Origin of the sequence: Rhodococcus sp. 1R11, assembly GCF_004563845.1 — a bacterium.
Classification (GTDB): Bacteria; Actinomycetota; Actinomycetes; order Mycobacteriales; family Mycobacteriaceae; genus Rhodococcoides.
Genome location: NZ_SPNG01000017.1, coordinates 31,456 through 57,907, shown reverse-complemented (window position 1 = coordinate 57,907; position 26,452 = coordinate 31,456). Strand labels below are relative to the sequence as shown.

28 protein-coding genes are annotated in these 26,452 nt (G+C 65.3%); 13 read left to right on the top strand and 15 right to left on the bottom strand.

Features of this window, described 5'->3' with window-relative positions; genetic code table 11:
• Positions 1-59 precede the first annotated feature (59 nt).
• Positions 60-1,376: a hypothetical protein gene (locus tag E4P29_RS23600; RefSeq protein ID WP_209205496.1), complete on the bottom strand. Its 1,317-nt coding sequence runs from the start codon at positions 1,374-1,376 to the stop codon at positions 60-62.
• A gap of 161 nt (positions 1,377-1,537) precedes the next feature.
• Here E4P29_RS23600 and E4P29_RS23595 point away from each other — a divergent pair, with 161 nt between their 5' ends.
• Complete coding sequence (locus E4P29_RS23595) at positions 1,538-3,397, top strand: dynamin family protein (protein WP_135047415.1); 1,860 nt, start codon at positions 1,538-1,540, stop codon at positions 3,395-3,397.
• Positions 3,394-4,827, top strand: coding sequence for a GTPase (locus tag E4P29_RS23590; RefSeq protein WP_135047414.1), 1,434 nt, complete (start codon positions 3,394-3,396; stop codon positions 4,825-4,827). Before E4P29_RS23595 ends, E4P29_RS23590 begins: the two co-directional genes overlap by 4 nt.
• On the opposite strand, the gene E4P29_RS23585 is transcribed toward E4P29_RS23590, so the two are convergent.
• The 8 genes from E4P29_RS23585 to E4P29_RS23550 all read right to left on the bottom strand — a co-directional run bounded on the left by E4P29_RS23585 (position 4,828) and on the right by E4P29_RS23550 (position 13,449).
• Positions 4,828-5,505 carry a response regulator gene (locus tag E4P29_RS23585; protein ID WP_032369992.1) on the bottom strand — a complete coding sequence of 226 codons (678 nt, stop codon included), beginning with the start codon at positions 5,503-5,505 and terminating at the stop codon, positions 4,828-4,830.
• Positions 5,502-7,955, bottom strand: a complete 2,454-nt coding sequence (locus E4P29_RS23580) for a sensor histidine kinase KdpD (RefSeq protein ID WP_135047413.1) — start codon at positions 7,953-7,955, stop codon at positions 5,502-5,504. Before E4P29_RS23580 ends, E4P29_RS23585 begins: the two co-directional genes overlap by 4 nt.
• Positions 7,939-8,595, bottom strand: coding sequence for a potassium-transporting ATPase subunit C (locus E4P29_RS23575; RefSeq protein WP_135047412.1), 657 nt, complete (start codon positions 8,593-8,595; stop codon positions 7,939-7,941). Before E4P29_RS23575 ends, E4P29_RS23580 begins: the two co-directional genes overlap by 17 nt.
• A gap of 2 nt (positions 8,596-8,597) precedes the next feature.
• Positions 8,598-10,598: a potassium-transporting ATPase subunit KdpB gene (kdpB, locus tag E4P29_RS23570; RefSeq protein WP_135047411.1), complete on the bottom strand. Its 2,001-nt coding sequence runs from the start codon at positions 10,596-10,598 to the stop codon at positions 8,598-8,600.
• Positions 10,595-12,259: a potassium-transporting ATPase subunit KdpA gene (gene kdpA, locus E4P29_RS23565; RefSeq protein ID WP_135047410.1), complete on the bottom strand. Its 1,665-nt coding sequence runs from the start codon at positions 12,257-12,259 to the stop codon at positions 10,595-10,597. The genes kdpB and kdpA overlap by 4 nt, the downstream gene beginning before the upstream one ends.
• A gap of 7 nt (positions 12,260-12,266) precedes the next feature.
• Positions 12,267-12,350: a potassium-transporting ATPase subunit F gene (locus tag E4P29_RS23560; RefSeq protein WP_072691966.1), complete on the bottom strand. Its 84-nt coding sequence runs from the start codon at positions 12,348-12,350 to the stop codon at positions 12,267-12,269.
• 98 nt (positions 12,351-12,448) lie between these two features.
• A complete protein-coding gene (locus tag E4P29_RS23555) occupies positions 12,449-12,907 on the bottom strand; it encodes a hypothetical protein (protein WP_045841590.1) in 459 nt (152 codons plus the stop codon).
• Positions 12,892-13,449: a sigma-70 family RNA polymerase sigma factor gene (locus E4P29_RS23550; protein ID WP_135047409.1), complete on the bottom strand. Its 558-nt coding sequence runs from the start codon at positions 13,447-13,449 to the stop codon at positions 12,892-12,894. The genes E4P29_RS23555 and E4P29_RS23550 overlap by 16 nt, the downstream gene beginning before the upstream one ends.
• Before the next feature lie 120 nt (positions 13,450-13,569).
• On the opposite strand from E4P29_RS23550, the gene E4P29_RS23545 reads away from it, so the two are divergent.
• From E4P29_RS23545 to E4P29_RS23515, 7 genes are read left to right on the top strand one after another with little or no spacing between them, the layout of a single operon-like run.
• Positions 13,570-14,058 (top strand): Asp23/Gls24 family envelope stress response protein, encoded by a 489-nt coding sequence (locus tag E4P29_RS23545; protein WP_027495128.1) that lies wholly within the window; start codon positions 13,570-13,572, stop codon positions 14,056-14,058.
• The gene (locus E4P29_RS23540; RefSeq protein ID WP_135047408.1) at positions 14,055-14,345 is read left to right on the top strand and encodes an Asp23/Gls24 family envelope stress response protein; all 291 of its coding nucleotides are present in this window, start codon (positions 14,055-14,057) and stop codon (positions 14,343-14,345) included. The genes E4P29_RS23545 and E4P29_RS23540 overlap by 4 nt, the downstream gene beginning before the upstream one ends.
• A gap of 19 nt (positions 14,346-14,364) precedes the next feature.
• Positions 14,365-14,649 (top strand): hypothetical protein, encoded by a 285-nt coding sequence (locus E4P29_RS23535; RefSeq protein ID WP_167735590.1) that lies wholly within the window; start codon positions 14,365-14,367, stop codon positions 14,647-14,649.
• 54 nt (positions 14,650-14,703) lie between these two features.
• Positions 14,704-14,883: a DUF2273 domain-containing protein gene (locus E4P29_RS23530; protein WP_135047406.1), complete on the top strand. Its 180-nt coding sequence runs from the start codon at positions 14,704-14,706 to the stop codon at positions 14,881-14,883.
• The gene (locus E4P29_RS23525) at positions 14,876-15,286 is read left to right on the top strand and encodes an Asp23/Gls24 family envelope stress response protein (RefSeq protein WP_167735593.1); all 411 of its coding nucleotides are present in this window, start codon (positions 14,876-14,878) and stop codon (positions 15,284-15,286) included. Before E4P29_RS23530 ends, E4P29_RS23525 begins: the two co-directional genes overlap by 8 nt.
• Positions 15,283-15,825 (top strand): DUF6286 domain-containing protein, encoded by a 543-nt coding sequence (locus tag E4P29_RS23520; protein ID WP_135047404.1) that lies wholly within the window; start codon positions 15,283-15,285, stop codon positions 15,823-15,825. The genes E4P29_RS23525 and E4P29_RS23520 overlap by 4 nt, the downstream gene beginning before the upstream one ends.
• A gap of 13 nt (positions 15,826-15,838) precedes the next feature.
• On the top strand, positions 15,839-16,438 hold the full coding sequence (locus tag E4P29_RS23515; protein ID WP_135047403.1) for a hypothetical protein: 600 nt from the start codon (positions 15,839-15,841) through the stop codon (positions 16,436-16,438).
• On the opposite strand, the gene E4P29_RS23510 is transcribed toward E4P29_RS23515, so the two are convergent.
• Genes E4P29_RS23510 through E4P29_RS23500 form a run of 3 tightly spaced genes read right to left on the bottom strand, consistent with a single transcriptional unit; the run spans position 16,431 to position 20,044 of the window.
• Positions 16,431-17,411: an endonuclease/exonuclease/phosphatase family protein gene (locus tag E4P29_RS23510; RefSeq protein WP_135047402.1), complete on the bottom strand. Its 981-nt coding sequence runs from the start codon at positions 17,409-17,411 to the stop codon at positions 16,431-16,433. The genes E4P29_RS23515 and E4P29_RS23510 overlap by 8 nt on opposite strands.
• 14 nt (positions 17,412-17,425) lie before the next feature.
• Positions 17,426-18,724, bottom strand: a complete 1,299-nt coding sequence (locus E4P29_RS23505) for a lipase family protein (RefSeq protein ID WP_135047401.1) — start codon at positions 18,722-18,724, stop codon at positions 17,426-17,428.
• Positions 18,725-18,784: 60 nt separating this feature from the next.
• Entirely contained in the window at positions 18,785-20,044 is a 1,260-nt protein-coding gene (locus tag E4P29_RS23500) for an HNH endonuclease signature motif containing protein (protein ID WP_052062931.1), read from the bottom strand.
• A gap of 160 nt (positions 20,045-20,204) precedes the next feature.
• Here E4P29_RS23500 and E4P29_RS23495 point away from each other — a divergent pair, with 160 nt between their 5' ends.
• The 4 genes from E4P29_RS23495 to E4P29_RS23480 all read left to right on the top strand — a co-directional run bounded on the left by E4P29_RS23495 (position 20,205) and on the right by E4P29_RS23480 (position 24,190).
• Positions 20,205-21,107, top strand: a complete 903-nt coding sequence (locus E4P29_RS23495) for a TIGR04222 domain-containing membrane protein (protein ID WP_135047399.1) — start codon at positions 20,205-20,207, stop codon at positions 21,105-21,107.
• On the top strand, positions 21,104-21,943 hold the full coding sequence (locus E4P29_RS23490; protein ID WP_230593522.1) for a DUF692 domain-containing protein: 840 nt from the start codon (positions 21,104-21,106) through the stop codon (positions 21,941-21,943). Before E4P29_RS23495 ends, E4P29_RS23490 begins: the two co-directional genes overlap by 4 nt.
• A gap of 311 nt (positions 21,944-22,254) precedes the next feature.
• Positions 22,255-23,484, top strand: a complete 1,230-nt coding sequence (locus E4P29_RS23485) for a molybdopterin-dependent oxidoreductase (protein WP_135047442.1) — start codon at positions 22,255-22,257, stop codon at positions 23,482-23,484.
• A gap of 106 nt (positions 23,485-23,590) precedes the next feature.
• Positions 23,591-24,190, top strand: coding sequence for a hypothetical protein (locus tag E4P29_RS23480; RefSeq protein ID WP_032373468.1), 600 nt, complete (start codon positions 23,591-23,593; stop codon positions 24,188-24,190).
• Here E4P29_RS23480 and E4P29_RS23475 read toward each other — a convergent pair.
• Genes E4P29_RS23475 through E4P29_RS23465 form a run of 3 tightly spaced genes read right to left on the bottom strand, consistent with a single transcriptional unit; the run spans position 24,187 to position 26,433 of the window.
• Positions 24,187-24,948: a class I SAM-dependent methyltransferase gene (locus E4P29_RS23475; protein ID WP_167735592.1), complete on the bottom strand. Its 762-nt coding sequence runs from the start codon at positions 24,946-24,948 to the stop codon at positions 24,187-24,189. The two genes, E4P29_RS23480 and E4P29_RS23475, sit on opposite strands and share 4 nt — an antisense overlap.
• Positions 24,949-24,975: 27 nt before the next feature.
• Complete coding sequence (locus E4P29_RS23470) at positions 24,976-25,425, bottom strand: SRPBCC family protein (protein ID WP_032367705.1); 450 nt, start codon at positions 25,423-25,425, stop codon at positions 24,976-24,978.
• A gap of 54 nt (positions 25,426-25,479) precedes the next feature.
• The gene (locus tag E4P29_RS23465; RefSeq protein WP_135047397.1) at positions 25,480-26,433 is read right to left on the bottom strand and encodes a D-2-hydroxyacid dehydrogenase; all 954 of its coding nucleotides are present in this window, start codon (positions 26,431-26,433) and stop codon (positions 25,480-25,482) included.
• Positions 26,434-26,452: the final 19 nt, after the last annotated feature.

Sequence of the window (26,452 nt, the reverse complement as noted above, 5' to 3'; positions counted from 1 at the left end):
CCGGCGCATCCCTGGTCGGGGGATGCACCGGACGGCGTCGGTTGGCGTGATGCTGCAGTTCAGGCTGCGTTCTGGTCGGCTTGCTCGAGAATCAGATACTGGGCACTGATCTGCTGATCGACGTCCTTCTTGTCGTCGAGCCCCGATGCTTCACCGACGTAGCGACCGTTGACCACCATGCAGTAGTCCTGCGTGCCGTTGGCGGTGTCCTTGCTGACGCACACGGCGTCGGGCAATCCCTGCGGGGTCTGTGCTTCGGCGTAGCCCTGGGACGTGAGGTCGTTGCGGAACTCGGTCAGGATCTTCTGCGCACCGGCGTCGTCGGAGGCGCGGTAGACCGTGGTCTTGTACACCGCGTTGTGTTCGGACCCCGTCTCCTGGAGTACGCGGTACGTCAGCGGCGGATTGGTCGACCGATGCGCCATTCCACGTGGTCCGTATACAGCCATGTCGTTACCGGACTGCGCTTGCGGGTCCTCCTCGGGAATGGCGTAGATCAGGATCTTGTCCTGGTCGATCAGCGGCATTTCGGCGGATTGGCCTCCGTTCTGGTCTTTCGTCGGCTGCGCCGGGAATCGATCGATCAGCGGTCCCTGCTGTTCGAGCGCTTTCGCCACGGCTTGGGCGGTCCAGTCCTTCTCGCCGACCGGCGCACTGGCGTAGGTGTAGAGCAGGTAGTCCCCGTGGGCCGTGAATGCGTTCACCGACGACTTCGGGCCGGATCCGAAATCGGTCTCGGTCGTCGAGACCAGCGTGTTCGGCAGGATCGCGATGGACTCGGGAGTGTCGAGGCCGGTGTCGTCGGCGTCGACGGTGGTCAGATCGGTGTGTATCTGCTGCGCTGCGGCGGATGCGCCGTCCGGTGTGGAGAACCGCAGCACCATCTGCACCAGCGAACGGGTCGGGTCGGTGATCGCTGTCGTCGGCACCTGCGCGGTCGAGACGTAGCCGTAGAGCAGGCCGTTGCTCTTGGCGATGTCCGGAGCGGCACCGTTCAACACCGCTGACAGGTTCTCGTAACTACGGATCACCATCGTCGGCATCTTCACCGACACCAGGTTCGGATCGACCTCGAACGGTGCCACGACGAACTCGGCGAGTCGCTGGGTTTCCACATCGAGAATGTTGTCCTGGGTCGCGCGCCCGAGTTCGGGTGCCGGACTCGTCGGATAGTTACCGGTGTCCAGCGCCGCAGGGTCGACCGAGCTGCTGCTCGAGCCCTGGTCGCCGCCCGATTTCGCTACGGGATCCCCGCCCGCCGGGTCGGAGTCGGTACCGCAGGCCGCCAATACTGCTCCGGCACACGCCAACGCTGCTACTCGCCGCTGCCAAGTTCTCGTCTGCCAAGTTCTCGTCTGCCATGTTCTCGAACGCACGCCAAGATCCTTTCATCAGGGGGAATCACTGACAGTTGGATGCACCGGTCCACCCGAAAGGTTCCCTGCACGAACAATCACGCCTCGAACGCCACCTCGTCGTCGTGTGCGGGTTAGAGTCTGACCCGCGCAACGACGACACACGGGAGAAGGGGTCGAACGTGAACGACACAGTGCCGCCTGCCCCGGCCACCGACCGCGCGCACGCTCTGCTCGAGACGATCACCACCAAGATCTTGCGCCCGTTCGAGTACACCGACCTGGCCGATCTCGCCGTGAAACGCGCCACCGAACAGCGCGCCCGTACCGTCGTGGTCGTCGGAGAAGTCAAGCGCGGCAAGAGCTTTCTCGTCAACGCTCTCATCGGTCACCGTGCTGCATCACCGGTCGGGGTGGACGTGACGACGTCGACGACCTTGGCGTTCACCACCACCGACACCGACGATGCCGTAGCAGAATTGATCTATCCCGATCGCACCGAATCGGTTCCGCATTCGGCTCTGGCGGACTGGGTGTCGTGCGAAGGCGCACGGGTGCGCGACGCGCGGGCCGTCGAACTCCCTACCCGCGCGGTGGTCGCTGTGCCCGACAACCGAATGGGGCACACGACGGTCATCGACACCCCCGGCGTCGGCGGGCTCGACCCCTCCTATGCCGCCTTGGCCACCGACAGCCTCGCTCAGGCCTGCGTCGTGATCGTCGTCTGTGACGCCTCCACTCCCCTGACCGCACCCGAGATGGAGTTCGTCACCGCAGCCGGCGGTGGGGTCGAGGCGCTGATCGTGGCAGTGACCAAGACCGACAAGAACGTCCGGCGCTGGAAACCGATCGTGCAGAAGAACACTGCGCTTCTGCGCGAGCACCTCGGTCGGGAGGTCCCCGTCCTCGGGGTATCGAGCCTGCGGGCCGTCGCCGCCGCCGAAATGCCGCCCGGCGACCTACGCGAGCGTGCCGAGCAGCGTTCCGGTATCACCGCCCTGCGTGCCACGATCGACGCGAAACTGGCTGTGGCAGATCGCCTCCCGGTTGCCAGTGGACTGCGCACCGCAGTCGGTGGTCTCCGCAGTCTCGCCGCGGATCTCGAGGTTCAGATCGCAGCGATCACCGACGCCGGCCGGGTGGTCCCGGACCTGACCACTCAACTCGACGAATTGCAGGATCTGAAAGATCATTCCCAACAGTGGGAGCAGTACCTCCAACGCGACCTGACGCTGATTCGCCAGTCCGCCACCGACGAGCTCGACCGGCGTCTCGATGCCATCCGAGAGAAGTGGACCGCCCGCATCAACAAGAACGGCATGGAGGTACTGCGCAGAAATCCGCAGCACTTCACCGCCGAGATGGAGAAGGACTTCCAGTCCGCGATGGCCGGATCGATGACGGTCTTTCTCGAACAGCTCTACACCACCATCGTGAAACCGCGATTCGACTCCGATGTGGTGTGGAACGACATCTACGACCAGGTCGTGGCCACCCTGTCCGGACGCACCCTCGAGACCCACACCGTTGCCGGCAAACGTCAGGGACTGCTCGACCCGTCGATGCTCACGATGGGCGTGATGGGCTCGTCCATGCTCGGTGGAATCATCGGCGTGTCCACCGTCGTCGGCGTCGGAGCCGTCGTCGGAATCGCTTGGGTAGGAGTCAATCTCGGATTCCGGGCGATGCGAGCCGGCAAGACCAACCTGATGACGTGGATGCGCGAGACCACCACCTCGACCAAGACGACCACCGCCCGCACGATCGACGGTGCCCTCGCTCTCGCCCGCCCCGAGATCGTCATCCGCTACCGCGAGCACCTCAAGACCTCGATCGCGCAGCTGCAGAAGCAGATCAAGGATGCAGAGGAGAGCGCGCGGTCCGATCGCGCGACACGGGAGAAGAAGCTCACCCGGCTCGAGAACAACCTGAACGTGGTGCGCGGCAACATCACTCGTGCCGAAGCTCTCATCGTCGAACTCACGGCCACGAAGCCGTCCACTGACAGGTCCATGAGCACGACCAAGGGGGCAGCACTGTGACCGCACCCCGCCCACCCCTCGATCCGGTCCGCGCCGCACTCGACCACGCCCTGCACGCGCTCGCAGGCCTGGGTCCCGAGCTCGCCGGTCACGCCAACCGCATCGGCACGCTGCTGTGGTCCCCGCCCCGCATCGTCATCGTCGGCCGCCTCAAAGCCGGCAAGTCGACGCTCGTGAACGCGTTGATCGGTGCCAACGTCGCCGAGACCGCCGCGCTGGAAGCGACCAACCTGGTCTCGGTGTATCAGGAGGGTGCCCCTGCCCGGGGTGAGGCCGTCCTTCTCGACGGGACGCGCGTGCCCGTGCCGACCGACCGGGGACGGATCGGCCACCTACCGGTCGAGCCGCACGAGGTCGCCTACCTGCATCGCTGGCTGCCCTCGGCCGCGATCCGCAACTACACCCTCGTCGACACACCCGGGTTGGCGACGCTGACCGCCGAGAACGAGACCCGAACCCGTCGCGTGCTGATCGACGGGTTCGAGCAGACCCGTACTGCATCGGTCGACGCCGACGCCGCGGTGTTCCTGTTCGACAGCGCTCCCCGCGCCGACGAGATCGAGTTCCTCCGACAACTCGGCTTCACGCCGCTGACCACCCTCGGGGTGCTCTCACGCGCCGACGCATTCGGTGAAGGCGCCCTCGGCACGCGCAATCCGCTCGCGCACGCCGACGAGCACGCGGCGCTGCTGGCGAGTCGGCTCGTCGACACCGTCATGACCGTCGTGCCGATCGCGGGACTTCTCGCCGAGACCTCGCACACCGGGGCGCTCACCGAAGCCGATGCCCGAGCACTGCACGCACTCTCCGGGATCGCGCCGTTCGACCTGATCGACCTGCTCGATTCCGAGGACGACGCGTCCGTCCCACCTCAGGTGCGGGGCCGATTGGTCGACCTGCTCGGCGAATACGGGACTCTCCACGGCCGCGAGGTCGCCGCGCAGGGGGCCGCGGCGCTCAACGAATGGCTCGTCACGCAGTCCTGCGTTCCGCGATTGCACAGTATTCTCTCGACCCATCTCGCGGCGTTCGCCGCCGTCAAACGCGCCCACCGCATCATCGGAGAACTCGACCGACTCGCGTACAGCCGCCCCGAACGCGACCACATCCGCGACATCGTCGATCGGCTCCGGTCCGACCCGGCCCTGCACACCGTCGTGCTGTTCGGGCACCTCGAAGCGATGCTCACCGCCGACCCCACCTCCCCGGTGACCCAGGAGCTCCGACGCCTCGTCAAACATCCCACTCCGGCAACCAAACTCGGTCTCTCGCCCGACGCCGACGAGCACCTGATCATGGAAGCAGCTCGAGACAGACTCGCGTGGGTGCACGGCCGGTCGTTGTCCACCTCCACTGCTGCCGAAGACGCCGCGCTGGTCACCCTCGTACGGACCTACAACACGATGCTCGGGCACCCGGGGCACCGATGATCAGCTCACGAATCGATAGCCCATACCGGTTTCGGTGATCAGATGCACCGGTGCCGCCGGGTCTCGTTCCAACTTCTGCCGTAGTTGGCCGAGATAGATTCGCAGATAATGCGTTTCGCGTTCGTGCCCGGGCCCCCACACGGTACGCAGAATCTCCTTCTGCGACACCAGCTTTCCTTCGTTGCGGACGAGCAACTCCAGCACCCCCCACTCGGTGCGCGTCAGGTGCACGTTCTCGCCCTGCCGAACAACGGTTTTGGCAGCGAGGTCGACGGTGAAGTCTGCCGTCTCGACGATAGGGTCCGGCACCGATTGCGGACCGCGGCGCAGGGCCGCGCGGAGCCGCGCCAACAGCTCGTCCATGCCGAACGGCTTGGTCACGAAATCGTCCGCTCCGGCATCGAGTGCCTCGACTGTGTCGGCCGAGTCGGTGCGCGCCGACAGCACCAGAATCGGCACATCGGTCCATCCACGCAGACCTGCTATGACGTCGATACCGTCGATGTCGGGCAGACCGAGGTCCAGGATCACGATGTCCGGGTGAAAGTTCGCGGCCACCCGCAGTGCTTCCCCGCCCGTAGCCGCGCTGACGACCTCGAATCCGCGGACGTTCAGATTGATCCGCAGCGCCCGCACTATCTGTGGTTCGTCGTCGACGACGAGCGCCCGTACCTTCACCTGCTCGCCGCCTTCAACTCGACCGTCATCGTCAGCCCTCCGCCGACGGTGTCCGACGCCGTGACGGTACCGCCCATGGCCCGCACGAATCCTCGCACCACCGACAGGCCGAGTCCGACGCCCACCGAGTTGTCACGGTCGCCGAGGCGTTGGAACGCGTCGAACATCGTCGCTTCCGCCCCGACGGTGATGCCGGGGCCGTGGTCGACGACGGAGATCGTGGCCACTTCACCGTGCACTGCGGCGCGCACGATGATCTCGCCGGTGGGGGCGTAGCGGGCACTGTTGTCCACCAGATTCGCGAGCACTCGTTCGAGCAGTCCGGGATCGGCGAGCACTTCGACGTCGCCCACCTCGACCCGCACCCGCTCGTCGGCCCCCAACAGCGCGCCCGCCAGCACGTCGTCGACGAAGACGGGACGCAGACTGGGTTGCACCACGCCGGCTTGCAGCCGCGAGGAGTCGAGGAGATTGGTCACCAGTGCCGTCAACTGGTCGGCCGACTCGTCGATGGTGGCGAGCAGTTCATCGGTGTCCTCGGGCGAGAACTGAACGTCGGTGCTGCGCAGCGACGACGAGGCTGCCTTGACCGCCGACAGCGGCGTCCGTAGATCGTGGCTGACGGCCGAGAGCAATGCTCGACGCAACGCGTCGGCCTCGGCCAATGCGTTGGCGCGGCTGGCTTCCTCGGCGAGCCGGGCTTGGCGCACCATGCCCGCGGCTTGGTTGGCCACCGCTGCCAGGACACGTCGATCGTGGGCGCGGGTGCGTTCGCCGACGAGCAGCAATGTGAAATCTCCCGCGTCGATCTCGGTGTCGGCTCCGGCCCGGTCGGTCGGCGGATTCTCGCCCGAGCTGCCCACGACGGTGCGGGACTGGTTGTCCCACAATGCGACGCCGGACTGCCGATACGTCTCGCGTGCGCGCTCGAGCAGCGCACCCAGATCGGCACCGCGCAGGACGGACCCCGCGAACAGCGTCAACAGTTCGGCTTCCTGGGTCGCCCGGCGTGCCTGACGCGTCCGCCGAGCGGCGGCATCCACCAGGGCCGCGACCGCAACAGCGACCAGCAGTAGTACGACGGTCACGACGAAGTTGTCCGGCTCGGCGATCGTCAGGCTGTATCGGGGTGTGGTGAAGAAGTAGTTGAGCAGAAATCCTGCGATCAGCGCCGAGAGTGCCGCCGGTGCAACACCTCCCAGCAGCGCCACACACAGCACCACCATGAAGAACAGGGCGCTCTCGCCGCTCGAGTCGAAGTCCGGACCGACCGTGCTCAACACCGCGGCGGCCAGGCAGGGCACCAGAACCGCGGCCAGCCAGGCGATCACCCGTCGACGCCCCGAATCGACCTGCAGACTCCGCCGACGGGCCTGCTCGGCGTGAGTGACCATGTGCACGTCGATCTTTCCCGAGTTCTGCACCACGGCCGCGCCGATACCCTCGTCGAGAATGCGGGCGGCGCGGGACCTTCTCGAGGTGCCGATCACCAACTGGGTGGCGTTCACTCCGCGCGCGAAATCGAGCAGAGTGGTGGGCACGTCGTCCCCGACCACGCTGTGCACACTCGCACCGAGGCCGGCGGCGAGCTTGCGCACGGAACCCATCTGCGGTGCGGACACGCCCATGAGGCCGTCTCCGCGAACGATGTGCAGGACCATCAGTTCGGCACTCGACTTCGAGGCGATCCGACTCGCCCGCCGCAGCAGGGTTTCCGACTCGGGGCCGCCCGTCACGGCGACGACCACTCGCTCACGTGCCTCCCAGGTGTCGGTGATGCGATTGTCCTTGCGGTACTTCACCAATGCGGCGTCGACCTGGTCGGCGATCCACAGCAGTGCGAGCTCACGCAGAGCCGTCAGGTTGCCGCCGCGGAAGTAGTTGCTCAGCGCGGCGTCCACCTTGTCGGCGGCGTAGACGTTGCCGTGCCGCAGCCTGCTCCGCAGCGCCTCGGGTGTGATGTCGACCAGCTCGACTTCGTCTGCGGCCCGAACCACGCTGTCGGGAACCGTCTCTCGCTGCGGAACACCGGTGATCTGCTGCACCACGTCGTTCAGAGATTCGAGGTGCTGCACGTTGAGGGTGGAGATGACATCGATGCCCGCGTCGAGCAGCACTTCGACGTCCTGCCACCGCTTGTCGTGGACACTGCCCGGGGTGTTGGTGTGCGCCAGCTCGTCGACGAGTACCACCTCGGGGCGACGAGTCAGGACCGCGTCGAGATCGAGTTCATGCGCCGAGGATCCGCGATAACGGACCGTGGCCATCGGCAGGACTTCGATGCCCTCGAGCGCCTCGATGGTTCGCGCCCGACCGTGCGTTTCCACGACGGCCGCGACCACGTCACGTCCGCGATCCTGCAGCCGGCGAGCTTCGCCGAGCATGGCGAACGTCTTGCCGACGCCGGGCGCGGCGCCGAGGTAGATCCGCAACTCACCCCTGTCCGCCACAGCCTGTCTCCTCACCCGGCCGGTATGCGTCCCGCAGTGCCAGGTTCAACTCCGGGACATTCACCGCTTCGGCACCGAGTACACCGTACTGCGGGCCGCGGGTGTACTCGTCGACCAGAGCCTCCACCTCGCTCACCGGCGCGCCGTTGACCTGCGCCACCCGGGCGACCTGGAGGGCCGCGTAGGCAGGACTGATGTCGGGATCGATACCGGATCCGGAGCCGGTGACGGCGTCGGCCGGGATCGCGGACGGGTCCACGTTCTCCCGGGCGGCGATGGCGGCCCGGCGCTGCTCGACGAACGACGCGAGTACCTCGCTCGACGGGCCCTGATTGGTCGGCAGTGCGGCGGCCGGGTCACCGGGAGCGAATGCGTTGTCGTCGGTGACCGAACCGGTCACCCGGGTGTGGAAGTACGGATCCGGATCGCCCGGAGCGACCTGCGGGTCGACGCCGATCAACGAGCTTCCGACGACGCAGCCCTGTCCGTCACGCAGCGGCGACCCCTCGGCGGAGTCGGTGCCGATGCGGCTGATGCCCCAGACCACAGCCGGATACGCGATGCCGAGGATCACGGTGAGCGCCAGCAGCACTGCGAAGCCGGCGACGACCTGACGGAGAAATCCCTGTACGAAACGCATGGTCAGCCAATCCCTGGAATGAGACGAACGAGCAGGTCGATGAGCCAGATACCGACGAACGGACTGATGACGCCACCGACGCCGTAGACCAGTAGGTTCCGCCGCAGCAACGCAGCCGCGGACGCCGGAGTGTATCGAACACCTTTGAGTGCCAACGGAATCAGCGCCACGATCACCAGCGCGTTGAAGATCACCGCGGACAGGATCGCCGATTCCGGGGTCGCCAGGTGCATGATGTTGAGCCCACCCAGCTGGGGGTAGACGGTGGAGAACATCGCCGGCAGAATCGCGAAGTACTTCGCCAGGTCGTTGGCCAGTGAGAACGTCGTCAGAGCTCCGCGTGTGATGAGCAACTGCTTGCCGATCTCGACGATTTCGATCAGTTTGGTCGGATCGGAATCGAGGTCCACCATGTTGCCGGCTTCCTTGGCCGCCGAAGTGCCGGTGTTCATCGCGACACCGACGTCGGCCTGGGCGAGAGCCGGGGCGTCGTTGGTCCCATCGCCGGTCATCGCGACGAGCCTGCCGCCTTCCTGCTCCTGCCGGATGAGCGTGAGCTTGTCCTCGGGAGTGGCCTCGGCCAGGTAGTCGTCGACGCCTGCCTCGGCGGCAATGGCTTTGGCGGTCAGCGGGTTGTCGCCGGTGACCATCACGGTTCGGATGCCCATGGCCCGCAGCTGCGCGAACCGTTCTGCGATGCCGGGTTTGACGACGTCCGAGAGTTCGACGACGCCGAGAGCACGGGCAGCGGAGCCGGTTTCGCGTACCGCGACCACCAGCGGAGTGCCGCCGTTCTGGGCGATGTCGTGCACGGTGCCGTCCAGATCGGCCGTCCCGCCGCCCTCGCGAATCCAGCTGTAGACCGAATCCGCTGCGCCCTTACGGATCTCCATGCCCGGTAGGTCCAACCCGCTCATCCGGGTTTGCGCCGTGAACGCCACGAACTCGCCGCGCTCGGATTCACCCTCTGCCGTAACGGATTCGAAGTCTCGCTCGACCAGTTCGACGATGCTGCGTCCCTCGGGGGTGCCGTCGGCCAGCGACGACAGCCGAGCGGCGCGAGCCAATTCGGCGGCGTCGACGCCCGTCGCCGGATGCAGGCCGGTGGCGCGACGGTTACCGAACGTGATGGTTCCGGTCTTGTCCATCAGCAGTGTGTCGATGTCACCCGCGGCCTCCACTGCGCGGCCGGACATCGCCAGTACGTTGCGCTGCACCAGGCGGTCCATGCCTGCGATGCCGATGGCGGAGAGCAGAGCACCGATGGTGGTGGGGATGAGGCAGACGAGCAGAGCGATCAATTGAATCGGGTCCTGCTGCTGCCCAGCGTAATCGGACATCGGTCCGATGGCGACGACCGCGAAGAGAAAGACGATGGTCAGCGACGCGAGCAGGATGTTCAGGGCGATCTCGTTCGGCGTCTTCTGCCGCGCCGCACCTTCGACGAGTGCGATCATCCGGTCGACGAACGTCTCGCCCTGCGCTGCAGTGATTCTGACGACGATCTCGTCGGAGAGCACGATGGTGCCGCCGGTGACGGCCGAGCGGTCGCCGCCGGATTCACGGACCACAGGAGCCGATTCACCGGTGATGGCAGATTCGTCGACGGTTGCGATGCCCTCGATGACGTCGCCGTCGCCGGGAATGACCTCACCGGCCGAGACGATCACCTCGTCGCCGACGGCCAATTCCGCACCTGCGACCTCCTCGACGCCAGCGGCGGTCCGTCTGCGAGCAACAGTGTCCTGCTTGACCTTTCGCAGGCTGGCGGCCTGCGCCTTGCCGCGACCTTCGGCGACCGATTCGGCGAGGTTCGCGAACAGCACCGTGAACCACAGCCAGCCGGTGACGAACCAGGCGAACACCGACGGCTGGGCGATCGACAGGATCGTCGTGACGATCGAGCCGAGGAATACGACGAACATGACCGGGTTGCGAGCCAGGTGACGCGGATCGAGTTTGCGGAACGCGCCGGGTAGAGCGGTGTTCAATGACAGGTTCATTGCATGGCCTCTGCTATGGGTCCGAGAGCAAGTGCGGGGAAGAAGGTGAGGGCCGCGACCAGGATTGAGGTACCGATCAGCAGCGTGCCGAACAACGGTCCATCGGTGGGCAGGGTGCCGGCGTTGGGCGCGCTGCGTTTGGTCGTCGCAAGCGAACCGGCCAGGGCCAATACGAAGACGATCGGCAGAAACCGGCCGAGCAGCATCGCGATACCGAGGGAGATCTGGAACCAGTCGCTCGTCACCGTCAAGCCGCCGAAAGCACTGCCGTTGTTGTTCGCAGCGGAGGCGTAGGCGTAGAGCACCTCGGTGAATCCGTGGATGCCGGGGTTGCCCTGATAGCTCGTCGTCGACTCGAGTATCACCGTGATCGACGTTCCGACGAGCACGAGGATCGGCATCACGAGAACCGAGAGCGCAGCCATCGTGATGGCCCGTCGACCCAGCTTCTTACCGAGGAATTCCGGGGTCCGGCCGACGAGCAGGCCACCGACGAAGACCGCGATGACCGCAAGCACCAGCAATCCGTAGAGCCCGGTGCCGACGCCACCCGGCGCGATCTCGCCGAACAGCATGTTCAGCAACACTGCTCCGCCGCCCAGCGCAGACATACTGTCGTGCGCCGAATTGACTGCGCCGGTGGACGTTCCGGTGGTGGAGACAGCGAACAGGGCCGAGGCCGGGATGCCGAAGCGAACTTCCTTGCCTTCCATCATCGCGCCCGCGGCCGTTGCTGCGACTCCACGAGTACCGGATTCGGCGAACAACGTCACCGCCAACAGCGTGGCCCACAGCGTTGCCATCACCGCCAACAGAGTCAGGCCCTGCTTGCGGTTGCCGATCATCGTGCCGAACGTACGAGTGAGGGCCACCGGGACCAGCAGCAACGAGATGACCTGCACGATGTTGGTCAGTGGAGTCGGGTTCTCGAACGGGTGCGCCGAGTTGGCCGCAAGAATGCCACCACCGTTGGTGCCGATCTCCTTGATCGCCTCCTGCGAGGCAACGGGCGCAAGCGCATTGGTGACCGTCTGCCCATCGAGGCCGGTGGAGGTGAAGCCGGTCGAGAACGACATCACGGTGCCCTGAGTCAGCATGATCACCGCGACGAGCACGGAGAGCGGCAGCAGAATACGGAGCGTCCCGCGCGTGAGGTCGACCCAGAAATTACCGAGTTCACCACCCGTCGACACCCGAACGAAGCCGCGCACGACGGCGATCGCCACCGCGAGACCGACTGCAGCAGAGACGAAGTTCTGCACCGCGAGCCCCAGCGGCTGCGTCAGGTTGGACATCGTCGTCTCGGGGACGTACGACTGCCAGTTGGTGTTGGTGACGAACGACGCCGCGGTGTTGAACGCCATTGCCGGACTCACCCCCGACAGACCGCCGTTCAGCGGGAGCACACCCTGAATCCGCTGCAGTACGAACAGGAATGCGACTCCGGCGAACGAGAATCCGAGCAGGCTGGTGGAATAGCCGACCCAGGTCTGTTCCGACGACGAGTTCACCCGGGCCACCCGGTAGAGCAGACTCTCGACCCGAGTGTCGTGGGTCGAACCGAACACTCGGGCCATGTAGTCACCGAGCGGCACGTACGCCGCCGCCAACACGACTATCACGATGCCGATCTGAAGACCGGCAAGCAGAGCAGGATTCATGGCGCCGTCAGAACCTCTCCGGATCGAGAAGAGCGACGAAGAGGTAGACCGCGACGAACGCGGCCACCGTGAGACAGAGCAATTCGGTCATTGCTCGATCTTGAATCCCGCGGCCGAGCGAAAACGCGTTCCTTACGCTTTCCTACGCCCACGACCTGCGGTCATGACGGAGTTTTTACACCGACCCCGCTAACGCTCCTCGATGTCGTCGACGCGGATTTCGACCGCATCCCTGCCAAGGGTGACTCCGAGCAGGTCCGCGACCACATCGATGGCGATCGATGCCAGTTCTTCGCCTGCCGCCTGCAGATCGTCGCCGTACACGCCGATCACCGCGACGAACAGACCTGTGCAGGCGTGATCGTCGAGATCGAGGTCGATCTCGGTGGGCTGCGCGCCGTGTACGCCCGCGAGAGCACGGCGGAGCGTCGTCTTGACGATGTGATCGCTGATTCGCAGTGAGTCCCGTGGATCGGCCGCTGAACCCGCCGGGAAGGCGCTGTCGATCGGCCAGGTGCGACGCGTCGTGTTGCGCACTTTCGCGAGGATGGACGAGCTGATGTCCACCCAGTTCGGTTCTTGCGGTGCCTCCCGAAGCTCGGTGGCAGCACGCGCGAGAACCGCATTCGGTTCTACCGGGTTCGCCATGTCGCCAACCTTTCGCTCAATGTTGCTCGTGCTCTGGTCAATTGACCTCGTACTGCTCCTGCGGACAACGTCATGATCACGCCGATCTCCGGATGGGTCAGGCCCTCGACCTCCCGAAGCAACCAGCAGGCCCGCTGCCGATAGGGCAACTCCGCCAGCGCGACACCCAGTTCGGCCATGAAGCTGTCTGCTTCGACGTCCGCCTCGGGATCACTTCCCGCGCCTGTGCTCTTGCGCTCGAATACCCAGTCTTCCGCAGGAGGAACGCTACGACGCCGGCGATGATCTATCACTTTGTGCGAGACCAACGAGAACAGCCAGGTGCGCAGAGCCGAATCGCCCCGGAAGTTGTCGAGCCCCTTCCACGCTGCGACGAACGCGTCCTGCACCACCTCCTCTGCTGCACCCTGATCGGACAGCATGTTTCGGGCGTACCGAAACATCTCCGGTCCGTATCGCCCCACGATCTCCTCGAACGCATCCGTCTCGCCGAGCGCGGCTGCGCCGACGAGTACGCGGTCCGATGCATCTCTCCACTCCATCGGGCCCCCAGACGTAATCTATGACGTAGGTCACTTTATTTGTACGTGCGTTTCGGTGATCGAGCTACGACCAACTCCTGACACACACTGTGCACCACTACTCAGCGAAGAGAGGCAGTCATGAGCTCCACGACGGACACCAAGGCAACCGTATCCGCAGCAGGCGAAGGCAAGACCGACATCACCACGAAGTCGGACTCCGTGCTCGTCAGCTCGCAGGGCCGCACCACCATTGCCGATACCGTCGTCTCGAAGATCGCCGGCATCGCCACCCGTGAGGTCCAGGGAGTCCACGCCGTCGGCGGCGGAGCCAGCCGCGCGATCGGTGCCCTGCGCGAGCGCATCCCGGGTGCCCGCGTCAACCAGTCGCAGGGCGTCTCGGTCGAGGTCGGCGAGCGTCAGGCAGCGGTCGACATCGACATCGTCGCCGATTACGGCGTCTCGATCGCAGACCTCGCAGCAGGCATCCGCCGCAACGTCATCAATGCCGTCGAGCGCATGACGGGCCTCGAGGTCACCGAGGTCAACATCGTCGTCCACGACATCTACCTCGACGACGGCTCGGACGAAGAGGAGACCACCGAGACCGCCTCCACCCGAGTGCAGTGACCGACCCGAACCCGACGGACCGTGACAAGTCCGAGGACATCGCCGATGCCGTACTGGCGATCGACGGTGTCGTCGGGCTGCACGGCGGCATGTTCGGCGAGGCTGCGACCTATCTACCCGGACGCCGCGTCGCCGGCATCCGGATCGCAGACGACGGCACCGAGGTACACGTCACTCTCCAGTTCGGCGTCGCCGTACGGGAGACCGCCGAGGCAGTGCGTAGCACCGTCGCGGCAATGGTCGACGGGCCCGTGCACGTCACCGTCGAGGATGTCGTGCGGGTCTGAATTGTGCGAGTCTGACCAGGTGAACGAGCATTCAGCGCGCAACCGGGCCGCCGAGTACAAGGCGGCCCGGCGCGCTGTGGCCCGAGAACACCACCCCGACATCGGTGGTGATCCCGCCCGGTACATGGCAGAGCTGGCCGAAGTCGACCGCCGGTTCGCCGTACTTCCGTCGACTCCGACCAACACTGCCAGCGCACCGACAGCGTTCCGTTCGTCCTCGGTACCGACGCCACTGCGCACACTGCCGAAACGCATCGCCCGGCTTCGCAAACGCGTCACTCGACGCAACTACTTCGACATCTGACACCTCGACATCTGAACCCTTGGATTCCGAACACTCTGACTGGAGATCAAGACCATGACCACTGCAACCATCGGTTTGTTCGTGGGACTTCTGCTGGCCATCGCCGCAGCAGCCGGCGGCTTCACCGGCTTCCTCATCGCCATCGTCCTCGGTGGGCTCGGCTACTTCGTCGGCCGCTACATCGACGGTGAACTGGACCTGAACTCGATCATGCGTGGTCGCGGTCGTGACTGACACAGCAGCAGCCCCGACAACGCCAGCGACACCGGCAGCCCCAGGGACCCTCGCAGATCCCAGCGATCGCGGTTCCCTGGAGATCAAGCACAAAGCGGTCGAACGGCTGGCCGTCCTGGCTGCCCGCGGCACCGACTCCGTCACCGACCGTCAACCCGGACTGCACCTTCTGGGTGGGCGTGATCTGCCGAAGGCCGATGTGACGATCACCGGTACGCGAGTGCGAGCGAAGGTCTCCGTAGGAGTCACCTGGCCCTCCCCGTTGGCGAAGGTGGCTGCGAACGTTCGCGCCGCCGTGGCCAGAGATCTGTCCGAACTGGGTATCTACACCGTCGACCGAGTCGACGTGACCGTCGAATGCGTGCCGGCCGAGCCCACCAGCGAAGAAGGGAGAGTGCAGTGACAGAGCAAGCAAGTAAGAAGCCGGTGGCCAACCCCACCGCAGCTGTTCCGGCCGTCCTGTTCGCTCTCGTTCTCATCGCGGCCGGAGTCGTACTCGGCCGCGAGGCGCTGCTGAAGTTGGGCGCTCTCGACGGTTCCGAGTGGGTCGGCCCGGCCGCCTCGAACCTCGACGGGCTCACCGCTCAACAGTGGATGCTGCCCGCAGGTATCGCCGCGGTCGTCGTCGGATTCGTTCTCGTGTTCGTGGCACTTCGCCCGCGTCGTCGCACCCACCGTGCTCTCACCGAGCAGGGTGTCTGGCTTCGCAAGGGCGACATCGCCGCCGTCGCGCGATCTGCAGCCCTCGACAGTGTCGGCGTCGACACCGCGTCCGCCAAGGCAGGCAACAAGAAGGTCACCGTCGCCGTATCGACCGTGGCCGGTACCGACACCTCGGCTCTGAAGTCCGCAGTCGCGACGTCCGTGGACGACGCCCTCCGTCCACTCGCGTCGGCACCCAAGGTCCGCACCCGAGTGCGAACGACAGGACAGGCCTCATGAAAGGACAGCAGCTGTGAAACGTGCAACCGCATCGCTCGACCGCACCGGCACAGCCGTCGTCGGGCTGGCTCTGATCGCACTCGGCGGCGGAGCCATCGCGTGGGAACGCGGCGAGCTTCCCGGCCGCGAGCGGCTGGACGCCGCGTTCGTCGACACCGCCGTCGACGCCGGTTGGTGGCCCTGGGCCCTCGGCGTAGCCGCTGTCGTGCTGATCCTGCTGGGTCTGTGGTGGTTGCTCGCGCATCTGCCGCGTCGATCGGTCGGGACCGTGGCCTTCGGATCCACGCCGGCCGACGTCACGGACGTGGACGGAGTGCAGGTCGACGGCAGGCTCAGCGTCGACCTGGGCACCGCGGCCCGTAGTGCAGCCAAGTCGCTGGCAGGTCACGACGGTGTCGTCTCGGCCTCCGGTCGCTCGGTCTCGGACAGGGGACAGCGCGTGGTCGAGATCGTCGCGACGCTCGACCCGGCCGTCACGTCCCTCGAGCAGGTGTCCGACGCCGCAGCACAGACCCGCGACGACATCGTGACCTCACTCGACGGAACCCCGGCCAAGGTGCGAATTCTGTTGCAGTGCGGCAAGTCTCGCAAACAGTCGGCGCGCGTCAGCTGACTCGGGAGAACTCGATCTCCCCGATCAGACCGTGGTGGTCCGATCCCGGGAGGTCGATTCTTTCCAGCGATCGGGCGTGCCCGGAATTGGTGAGAATGTGGTCGATGCCGACGACGGCGGGAGTGCCCTTGTCCGTGGGATAGGTCGGTATCAGCCCCATCCCCAATTGTGCTGCAGCATCGGAGTATCCGGCATCGAGTAGGTTCCTGAACTTCTTGTGCGAATACGTGGTGTTGAAATCACCGCTGACGATGACGGGACCGCTCGCAGACACCGCCTCGAGATCGCCACGGAGCGTGTCCAATTCGGCGGTCCAGATATCGGCCGGGGTGACGTATGCGGGGCCGGGATGGACGGCCAGCAGCGTCACTGGCTCCGATCCGGGAACGTCGACGGAGGCGGCCAGGTTCACGGGCCCGTAGCCGGCGAGTTCGCGGTTGTCGGACAGCGGTATGCGACTGTAGATTCCGGCACCTCCACCACCCGTCGGCAACGCCCGCAGGTAGCTGTACGGAAAGAGTTGCTCCATGCCGGCATCCCTCAGCCCGAGCACCGACGCATCTGTCAGTTCCTGGATTGTCACGACGTCGACGGCATTGTCGCGTGCCGATCCAACGACGACCGACGGATCGGCGCTGCCCACCATCAGGTTGGCCTGCATCACCCGCAGCCGGACGGCATCGCCACTCGCCTCGTCCTGGGATGCCGCGTCGGCCACGTACAGAGGTGCGTACGCCACTGCGGCTGCTGCCAACACGACCGCGGACACCGCCGCCAGAATCCATTGCCTGCCGATCAGCGCGACGACAGCACCGACGACGACGGCGACGAGCATCAGAGGAACGAACGATGCCAGCGCGATCAGAACGTTGATGCGGGTGTCGGTGTAGTACGCGATCATCGCTACCAGTCCGGTGACGATGCCCAGCGTCGCGATCGTTCCGGTCAGAATCCGTACCCAGGTTCGCTGCATCGCACCGAGAGTAGCTACGCCCTGACGCCGACGGTCAATGCTCGGGCGGTGGTCCAGGTCAGAGACATCAATCCACGTACTGCCGCGAACGAGAATGCCGTCGACCACACCGTTCTGGTCGCCGGTTCGGCAACAGGAAGCCCGGCGAATCGATCGGCCAGCCAATCGAGGGTCAGGGGCGCACTGAGTGGATGCAGCGACAGGTGCTCGCTCAGCCGATCTCGCAGATACGTCACGTGTGCGCCGGCTTCGAGATACCGATCGACCTGGCCATCGACGTCGTCGACGGCAATGATCTGGTCGTGCACGGCCTGCACGACCAGCAGCGGCACCGACGGAGCAGTACGACCGGGCTGGATGTCCTGGAACACCTGCACGATCTCGGGTAGGGCGAGCAGGTCGGCGAGCGGAATATCGATGTAGTTGTCCAGATCGTGCCGAGCCAAGCGTCTGACGGCACGGACGGTCGTCATGGATTCGACGGAATCGAGAATGCGCATTCCGTCCTCGTTGACGTACTGACGCACCACGCGATCGAGGTCGGGGTACGTGCGTCGCAATCCCGCGACTACAAGCGTCGGCAAGGCCGCGTGCAGCGTTGCGTTCAGCCTGGTGAACGCGGAACCCGGGTCGCCGACGGGGGAGCCGAGGGCGGCACCGACGAGCTCGAGCTCCGGTGCGTACTCAGGGGCCATTTCTGCGGCCCACGACGTCGCGAGCCCGCCGCCCGAATATCCCCACAATGCGACGGGCGTGCTCTCGTGCAGCTCCAGCGACTCGAACGACAGCGCCGCGCGGATCGCGTCGAGTGTGCAGAATCCTGGTTCCTGCGGCGACCCCCAATGACCGTCCGGCCCCTCGTGGTCGGGGATCGAGATGGTCCATCCGCGGCGCAGGGCATGCAGAACCAGAAGAAACTCGAACTGGGGAACTGCGCCGAGGGCCTTCGAGCCACGTCGAAGCGCGTAGGACGGGAAGCACGAGGACGCGACGCCGTCGATGGCGCACTGGTACGAGAGCAACACCGGTTCGGCATTCTGCGGCCGCAGCACCGTCGTCACACTGGCCTGCGGTACACCGCCCAGATCGGCGGTGCGGTACAGCAGCTGCCATGCGTCGACTCGCTGTCGCACGTGGCCGAACATCGCGACCTCGACCGGCCTCACCTTGAGAATCGTCCCCGGTAGAGCCGCTTCGTAGCCCTCGGGCGCGGCGTAGAACGGGTCGTTCTCAGGCCTCGTCGCATCCTCGCAGCTCGGCCATTGTTCCAGCGGCCAGGACTGTTCGTCCGCCATCGATCTGTCGACGCTCATATCCCACCGCTTCTTGTCCGAGTCTTTCCGTCACACTAACTTGCCCTGAGCGGCTCGATTTCATGCAGCCTGCTGCCAGTTGGTGATCAGAACGTCGGTCGCGTAGCTCAGGTCGAGGCCTTCCCCGCCCCAGTTCGGGACTATCGCGTCGGGTTCGATGTGCTGATATCGCCGCCGGAGGACCTCGGCATCTCCGGACAGCGAGGGCGCGTGAACCATCTCTGCTCCCGATGGGTGCTGGAACGTGAACCGTTGGTGGCCGAGGGATTCGATGAAGAAGTAGCCGTCGTGCAGTGCCCGATGGTGTTCGCCGCACAGTAGAACCAGGTTGTCGAGTGACGTCGCACCTCCCCGCGAGCGGTAGGTGACGTGGTGAGCATGCAGAAACCGGGTGCGCCCACAGCCTGGTACCGAGCAGCATCGATCACGAATGATCAACTGACGCAACTGGGTTCGACTCGGAGCCTTGGCCGTGGTACTCCACCGCACAGTTTTTCCCAACCGGCCGTGACCGACGACTCGCATGACCGACGAGCACAACACCTGAGCGAGAGTTTCGTCGTCCAGACCAGGCCCGTCATCGAAATGAGCATGATCGCATCCTGCTTCGGTGCTGTCGCCGAGGTGTACCAACACTTCCGCGGCAGGTGAGACGACCGGCGAATCGATGGCGTCACACACCATCTCCGCCATTGCGACGAGCGCAGGAACGGGATTCGTCGGTGCCGGGGCCGACCGGTCACCCTCTGATTCAACCTCGGTGCGGGTGCGCTCGTACTCGGCCCTGGTCACCGCAGCCAGAAATCGCTTACCGTCCTCGGGCCGAAAGCGCGCCGTCACCACAAGCGAGCCGTCCTCGTCGTCCCAGCGCCACCGTCCCACACACGGATCGAGATCGACACCGTTGCCCCTGGTCGGCCTCATCGCCTTCTTCAGACCACGGCAGAGACGTTCGATGTGCGCGGCGGGTGCATCGAGCGCCTTCTGCAGTAATGACGCTTCGTTGTCGGCAGTGGCAACACGGGTCATCGCGCGCACCTTCGAGTAAGACACCGTGCCGCTCAGGTACGCAGAGGTGATCAGGGGCAGCTCGCGCATCGCCTTGGCCACCCGCACCTGCTCACGGGCAGTATGCAGATCGACTCCGGCGCGCCAGGACAACCAGTGCGCACAGGACCTCGTCTCCCACGCGGCCCACCCGCGTCGAGCATCGAACTCACCGACCAGGATCAGATACTGCGCTGATGCAGCCGCGATCTGGCCGGCCAGCGCGCAAATTTCCGTCTCGATGTCTGCAGTCTCGACCATGAATGCCCCCATTCGTCGAATGTATGTTCGACGACAGTACGACGAGGCACCGACAAGAACGCCGCCGAACCGATGTACACGTCCCCGCGGGGACGTGGTCGGGGTTGCTTTCTCGCCCGCGGGCCCGATACTGAGCATCAGATGCTGGATCCGACGGAAAGTGGGTGTGGCCATGAGCGGTTCGGACACTTGGGGCATCCCCAGCACAGACTTTCTCCGCTGGTACCTGCTCGCGGCCGTTCTCGCGATACTCCTGACGATGGCGGGGAACTGGATTGCCGCTCACCGACAAGTCCCGGCGACGTCGGCGGGCCGCGTGCTCACACCACCCGAGGTCGGTGTGCTCACCAGCGACACCCAGGCGGTCATGGCGTCGTTGGCAATACTTCGCGGTGCCGAGATCATCGACTCGCAGGGAAGGAAACGCCGCGATCTGACCGCCACCGAGCGCTCCCAACTGGACTGGTTCACCCGCACCGTCCTCGAACGCCTCGGTAGCGGTAAGGCCCCACTGGTTCGCTCCCGGCTGGTGGCGAACATGTCCGGCACTTGCGCGCAACTGCGGAGCACTCTCGTCGACGAGGGTCTGCTGCACGGCGCTCGCGGCTCCGCTGTCACACGGGCATTCCCGGTGCTCTTCGTCATCGCAGTCGGGATTGCCCGCATCGTCGCCGGCACCGCGAACGGCAAGCCCGTCTGGTTTCTCGTCGCGATCGTGTTCGTCCTGTTCGCGGCCGTGCCGGTTCTGCTTCGTCGACGCCGTCGGACAGCCGCGGGAGATACCGAACTACGCCGGCTCCGCGCCGAGAACGATTACCTCTCACCCCGCGCGCGACCGTCCTTCACCGCATACGGGCCGACTCGCGCTGGAATGTCGGCAGCCATCTTCGGAGCAGGCGCCCTGCTGATGCTCGATCCAGCGATGGCCGGTGCGCTCAGCTACGGCACCGCTCAGGCCGGTGGGGCCGCGTCGTTCGGCTTCGGCGGCGACAGCGGTGGCAGCGGAGGCGACGGCGGCAGCAGCAGTTGCGGTGGCGGCGGTGGGGGATGCGGCGGCGGAGGTTGTGGAGGTTGAACGTCGACGCAGTGCCCGTGGGGCTCGGAATCGGTTGGCGCTCGGAGATATCCGGCATCGTCTCGGAACTGCCGGGGCTGGCGTTCTGCGAGGTCATCGCCGAATCGATCGGTGAGCAGGCACCCGATCGCCTCGTCGCATTGGGAGTTCCCGTCGTCGCGCACGGAATCTCGTTGTCGTTGGGCGGTGCGGAGCCGGTGGAGCAGCACCGTATCGACCGACTGGCACGAGTCGCCTCGATGCTCGGATCCCCACTGGTGAGCGAGCACATCGCCTTCGTCCGCGCCGACGGCATCGAGGCCGGTCATCTGCTTCCGGTGCCGCGCACCCACGAAGCCCTGACGGCGCTCGCGCGAAACATCGCACGAACGCAGGATGGTGTGCCGGTTCCGCTGGCGGTGGAAAACATTGCAGCCCTGTTCGATTGGCCGGAAGACCAGTTGACCGAGAGTGAGTTCCTGGCAGAACTCGTCGAGCGGACCGGCGTGAGCCTGGTGCTCGACATCGCCAACGTGTACGCGAACGCACTCAATCGGGGCCGCGACCCGTGGACCGAACTCGAACGCCTGCCGCTGGATCGAATTGCTTACTGCCACATCGCCGGTGGCACGGTCCGCGGCGGCATCTATCACGACACCCACACTGAGCCGGTGCCCGACGAAGTCCTCGAACTACTACGAACCTTTGCGACGGCTGGGCATCGCACGCCCCTGATGCTCGAACGCGACGGTCACTATCCACCCGAGGCCGAGCTTCTCGCAGAACTGGATTCGATCGCGGATGCCGCGGGACTCGATCGCATCACCGGGGTACGGACGTCCGGGTACACGAGGTGAACGACGACCTGGCTCGCCGTCAAGAAGAGTTGGTGCGCGCTCTCGTGGCAGGTGGGCCACTGCCCGCCGAATTCGATTCTGCGACAGTGGACACTGTCCGAGCGGCTTTGCTGAACAAGCGAGCGGCCGAGATCGCGGCACGCTATCCGGCACTGCCCTCGGCGTTGGGCGACCGATACGAAATGCTGTTCCGCCGATGGGCGTCGAGCCGCCCCAAGGTGTCGACGGCCGAGGATGCCGAGGCCTTCTACCGAGCCATGGAACAGGAAGGGGAACTCGCCGCCACACATCCGGGACGGGTCGGGCAGCGAATGCCATACATGGCCGACGCACCCAACCCGCTCGCGCGCTTTCGCAGTCCGCTGCGCAGCACGTGGTTGACGTCGGTGTTCGGCGCGGTGCTGCTCGTTGCGCTGCCGATCGTGATTCTGACGGGCCTGCTGTCCTACAGTGCCTACGGGCCGCAATTCGGCCAAGCCAGACCAGGTGCCGTCGGGTGGTTGCGTTTACCGTTCTTCGACTGGCCGACGAACCCGGCCTGGCTGTACCAGCTGACGCAGGGCCTGCACGTCGGGTTGGGCCTGATCATCGTCCCGCTCGTCATCGCCAAGCTCTGGTCGGTGATGCCCAAGCTCGTCGAACTGCCACCGGTCCGGTCGCCCGCACATGCACTCGAACGACTGTCGCTGCTGGCACTCGTCGGTGGCCTGCTGTTCGAGATCGTCACCGGCGTGCTGAACATCCAGTACGACTACGTGTTCGGCTTCGACTTCTACGCCGCTCACTACTTCGGTGCCTGGGTTTTCATCTCCGGATTCCTGGTGCACCTCGGTCTCAAAGTGCCGCTGATGTGGCGGACCCTTCGATCGGAATCGTTGATGGACGTCCTGCGCGCCCGCAACGAAGCGCCGAGCCGGCCACACGAAACCATGAGCCGACGAGGTGCGATCGGATTGGTCGCCGCCGGAATGGGATTCGTAGCCGTGTTGACGGTGGGGCAAACCGTCGGAGGCGTCCTACGCAAGGCAGCAATTCTGCTTCCGCGGGGGCGTTCGTACGGCGACGGGCCCAACGACTTTCAAATCAACCGCACCGCCGAGGCGGCCGGTGTCACCGAAGAACAGACGGGCGCAGACTGGACTCTGTCCGTCGAGAGCGCTTCGGAGAACTCGGAACCCGTGGTTCTCTCCCGCGGCAGGCTGCTGTCCATGACTCAGCACACCGCCGAACTTCCCATCGCCTGTGTCGAAGGATGGTCGACCACGCAGAGTTGGACGGGAGTTCCGTTGGCCGAACTCGCAGCATTGGCAGGGGTACCCGCACCCAGGTCCGCGGAAATCATCTCGATAGAACAGGGTGGCCCATTCGGTCGTGCTGTGCTGCAGGGCAATCAAGCGCTCCATCCCGATTCGCTGTTGGCATTGAAAGTCAACGGCGTCGATCTCTCGCTCGATCACGGCTACCCGGCACGTGTCATCGTTCCCGCGCTTCCCGGTGTGCACAACACCAAGTGGGTGACGCGCATCGTGTTCCGTTCGTGACTTTGCAAAACCACCCGGATAGTCGAGAATCTTTCATCGGTGGCCCGCGGGGCTGCCGACGAAGGATTACTCCTTCGTCTGGACGAGTCCAAAAGGTCATGCCACGATGCACGCACTATCTCGAGGCCTTCTCGCCGCGGGTGCAGCCCTCACGCTGATGCTCGCCGCGGGCTGTTCGTCGTCCGACGCCGGCACTGCCGTTGCCGCAGACACCACCGCCTCCAGCAGTTCCGCAGCCCCCACCACCACCGACAACGTGTCCGGCCAGGAAGGCATCGACGCCGGTGGCTCCACCGACATCGACGTCGAGATCGGCCAGTGCGTCAAACTCGGTGGCACGATGACTGCCGCCGAGATCGACAACGCCGAGTGCGGCAGCATGGAGTCCAACTACAAGGTCATCGCCAAAGCCGAAGAGAACGAGCAGTGCCCCACCGACGTCAACCAGACGTATTACGAGACTCTGAACGGTGTCGAGCAGGGCGCATTGTGCCTCGACGTCGACTGGGTGATCGACGGCTGCATGAGCGTGCCGAGTACCGGAATGGACGAGCCCGCCCGAGTCGATTGCGCAGACCCCAGCGCGACGAGCGTGGAGAAGGTCACCGAGATCAAGACCGGAACCGCCGACCCCAACGACTGCCCCGAAGGCGGATTCGCCTACGAAGCACGGCAATTCGTCGTCTGCACCACAACGATGTCCTAGCCTGGATTCGCCGTCATCATCTGCGTGACGTAGTGATAGTCCAGGTGGCCGTGGCTGTCGATAGCCGCATGGACCGCTCGGAGCACTTCCTGCCGACGTGTGTCGGTGAGAATCAGGTGACTCGAGTACGTCGCGGCCATGGCGCAGAATTCGTCCGCGGTGTAACGCTGAACCCACTCGTAGGTCGACGTGGACCATGGGCCGAAGCCGGCCGCGCGGGGTACCGCGGTCTCGGATTGCACGCCGAGAGAGTGCGCCAACAGCGGTGCGGCTTCCGGCTCGGTGGCGATGTACGCAGCCCGCACCGACTCCCACACCGGCCCGTCGAGCTGACCGGGCATGTTCCACCACAGCCGAAGTGATCCCCCGGGGACCAATGCACGAGCCGCCACCGCGGCTCCTCGATCGGGATCGACCCAGTGCCACGCCTGAGCGGCCACGACGACATCGAACGATGAGCGCGCGCCGACGTAGTCCTCGAACCGGGTGACCTGAACATCGACGTCCATGTTCTCGGTTCGGTGTCGGATCACCTCGGCCATAGCTGAATCCGGCTCGACCGCAACCACAGAAGCGCCGCGTTCGGCCAACGCAACGGTGGCTTTGCCGGTGCCGGCTCCCGCTTCCAACACGCGGGTCGCACCGCCGGCAAGAACATCCGTGTACAGCGCCGCCGGGTATCCAGGACGAGCGCGGTCGTACTCCTCGGCGACTCGGCCGAAGGTCAAACCGCGGGGTCGTTCCGGCTCGTCCGTCACGTTAGCCAGAGTACCGATTATTCGGGACTACCGATGTTCGGCCGATTCCAGCTGCGATCGGAGAGTGGACTCGGTGTGCCGAATTGCCTGCCCGACGACGGGCTCCACGACGGCCCCGAGAACCTTTCCGGCGATGCCCCCGGGCAGGCTGTAACGGAAGATGACGTCGAGACGGGTCCGGCCCTCATCCAGGTCCGTGAACGACCAGGTCGAGGAGTTGGACAGGCCTTCGACCGATTCGAGCGTGAGTCGCTCGTTCTCGACCCATTCGGTGACGCGCACGATCGAATTCAACGACTTGGGGCCGATCTGCATGGTTGCGTCGTACGTCGCCCCGAGACCGGAGGTGGTCTCACTCCTCGGCTCGAACCGCGTGATCCCGAACATCCACCGCGGGACGTTTCGATAGTCGTCGAGGTAGGCGAACGCCGCATCGCGGGGTGTCGACGCGACCGCCGAATGGTTTATCTCACGCATTCCACCGACACTAATACACGCGACGGCGTGTTACACATAGATTGGCGTCGGCTTCTACCGGCGGACGTAGCCCGCCTGCTTGTCCACCACATTGACCAGGGACTCTTTCCGCCGATACCTATCGAGATTGTCCTCGAACAGCGTCCACAGCCGATCGGCGAAGTCGTCGGCGTCACCGGCCAGATGCGCCGTCAGAATCACGTTGTCCATCTCCCACAGCGGACTCGACGTCGGAAGTGGCTCGACCTCGAAGACATCCAACACGGCCCATCCGATCGCCCCGGAATCCAACGCCTCACACAAGGCCTGTTCGTCGACAACGGGCCCACGGGCGATGTTGACCAGCCCCGCGTCGTGACGCATCGCCCCGAGGACCTCTGCATTCACGAGCCCCCGGGTCTTCTCGGTCAGCGGCGCGGACAGCACCACCACGTCGTATTCACCTGCGTAGGCGGGTAACTCGTCCACCGAACGAATTCTCCCGAACTCCGCGTCTCCCGGCCGCTCGGATGTGCCGGCCGCGTCGACACGCATACCGAGTGCCCCGAGAACGCGACCGATGGCGCGGCCGATCGAACCCGGACCGACGACCAGCACTCTCCGATTGTGAATTCCACTGGTGAGGCGATGCTCCCAGACCCGTTCACGTTGTCGCCGAAGCGCTTCGGGCAGCTTCTTCATCGACGCCAGAACGCCCGCAGCAACGTATTCGGCAATTGCACGGTCGAGAATGCCGCCGGAGTTGGTCAGCACCCAGGGAGTTTCCCGCAGAACCGGATCCAGAACCCGATCGACCCCAGCGCTCGACACATGAATCCATCGGAGCTTGTCGGCGTGCGGCCACACGTTGCGCAGGTCGACCGTCTCGAACGTGCGGAACAGCAGAACCTCCGCCCACGATACAGCGTCGACGAGTTCGGGGATCGTGCAACTGCGGAAGTGGACTCCACCAATCGACGGGAAGGCCTTTCGGTCCGAATCACTTTCGACCACAAGCACGTTCACCATAGGACCCGTCACCTCCGTA

Bases quoted from the DNA above. Each gene is read 5' to 3' on its own strand.
- E4P29_RS23560 (WP_072691966.1), bottom strand. From the start codon at position 12,350: ATGACCGAATTGCTCTGTCTCACGGTGGCCGCGTTCGTCGCGGTCTAC.
- E4P29_RS23555 (WP_045841590.1), bottom strand. From the start codon at position 12,907: ATGGCGAACCCGGTAGAACCGAATGCGGTTCTCGCGCGTGCTGCCACC.
- E4P29_RS23465 (WP_135047397.1), bottom strand. From the start codon at position 26,433: ATGGTGAACGTGCTTGTGGTCGAAAGTGATTCGGACCGAAAGGCCTTC.
- E4P29_RS23495 (WP_135047399.1), top strand. From the start codon at position 20,205: ATGAGCGGTTCGGACACTTGGGGCATCCCCAGCACAGACTTTCTCCGC.
- kdpB (WP_135047411.1), bottom strand. From the start codon at position 10,598: ATGAACCTGTCATTGAACACCGCTCTACCCGGCGCGTTCCGCAAACTC.
- E4P29_RS23510 (WP_135047402.1), bottom strand. From the start codon at position 17,411: ATGCAGCGAACCTGGGTACGGATTCTGACCGGAACGATCGCGACGCTG.
- E4P29_RS23480 (WP_032373468.1), top strand. From the start codon at position 23,591: ATGCACGCACTATCTCGAGGCCTTCTCGCCGCGGGTGCAGCCCTCACG.
- E4P29_RS23470 (WP_032367705.1), bottom strand. From the start codon at position 25,425: ATGCGTGAGATAAACCATTCGGCGGTCGCGTCGACACCCCGCGATGCG.
- E4P29_RS23500 (WP_052062931.1), bottom strand. From the start codon at position 20,044: ATGGGGGCATTCATGGTCGAGACTGCAGACATCGAGACGGAAATTTGC.
- kdpA (WP_135047410.1), bottom strand. From the start codon at position 12,259: ATGAATCCTGCTCTGCTTGCCGGTCTTCAGATCGGCATCGTGATAGTC.
- E4P29_RS23505 (WP_135047401.1), bottom strand. From the start codon at position 18,724: ATGAGCGTCGACAGATCGATGGCGGACGAACAGTCCTGGCCGCTGGAA.
- E4P29_RS23545 (WP_027495128.1), top strand. From the start codon at position 13,570: ATGAGCTCCACGACGGACACCAAGGCAACCGTATCCGCAGCAGGCGAA.
- E4P29_RS23575 (WP_135047412.1), bottom strand. From the start codon at position 8,595: ATGCGTTTCGTACAGGGATTTCTCCGTCAGGTCGTCGCCGGCTTCGCA.
- E4P29_RS23550 (WP_135047409.1), bottom strand. From the start codon at position 13,449: ATGGAGTGGAGAGATGCATCGGACCGCGTACTCGTCGGCGCAGCCGCG.
- E4P29_RS23530 (WP_135047406.1), top strand. From the start codon at position 14,704: ATGACCACTGCAACCATCGGTTTGTTCGTGGGACTTCTGCTGGCCATC.
- E4P29_RS23485 (WP_135047442.1), top strand. From the start codon at position 22,255: ATGCCATACATGGCCGACGCACCCAACCCGCTCGCGCGCTTTCGCAGT.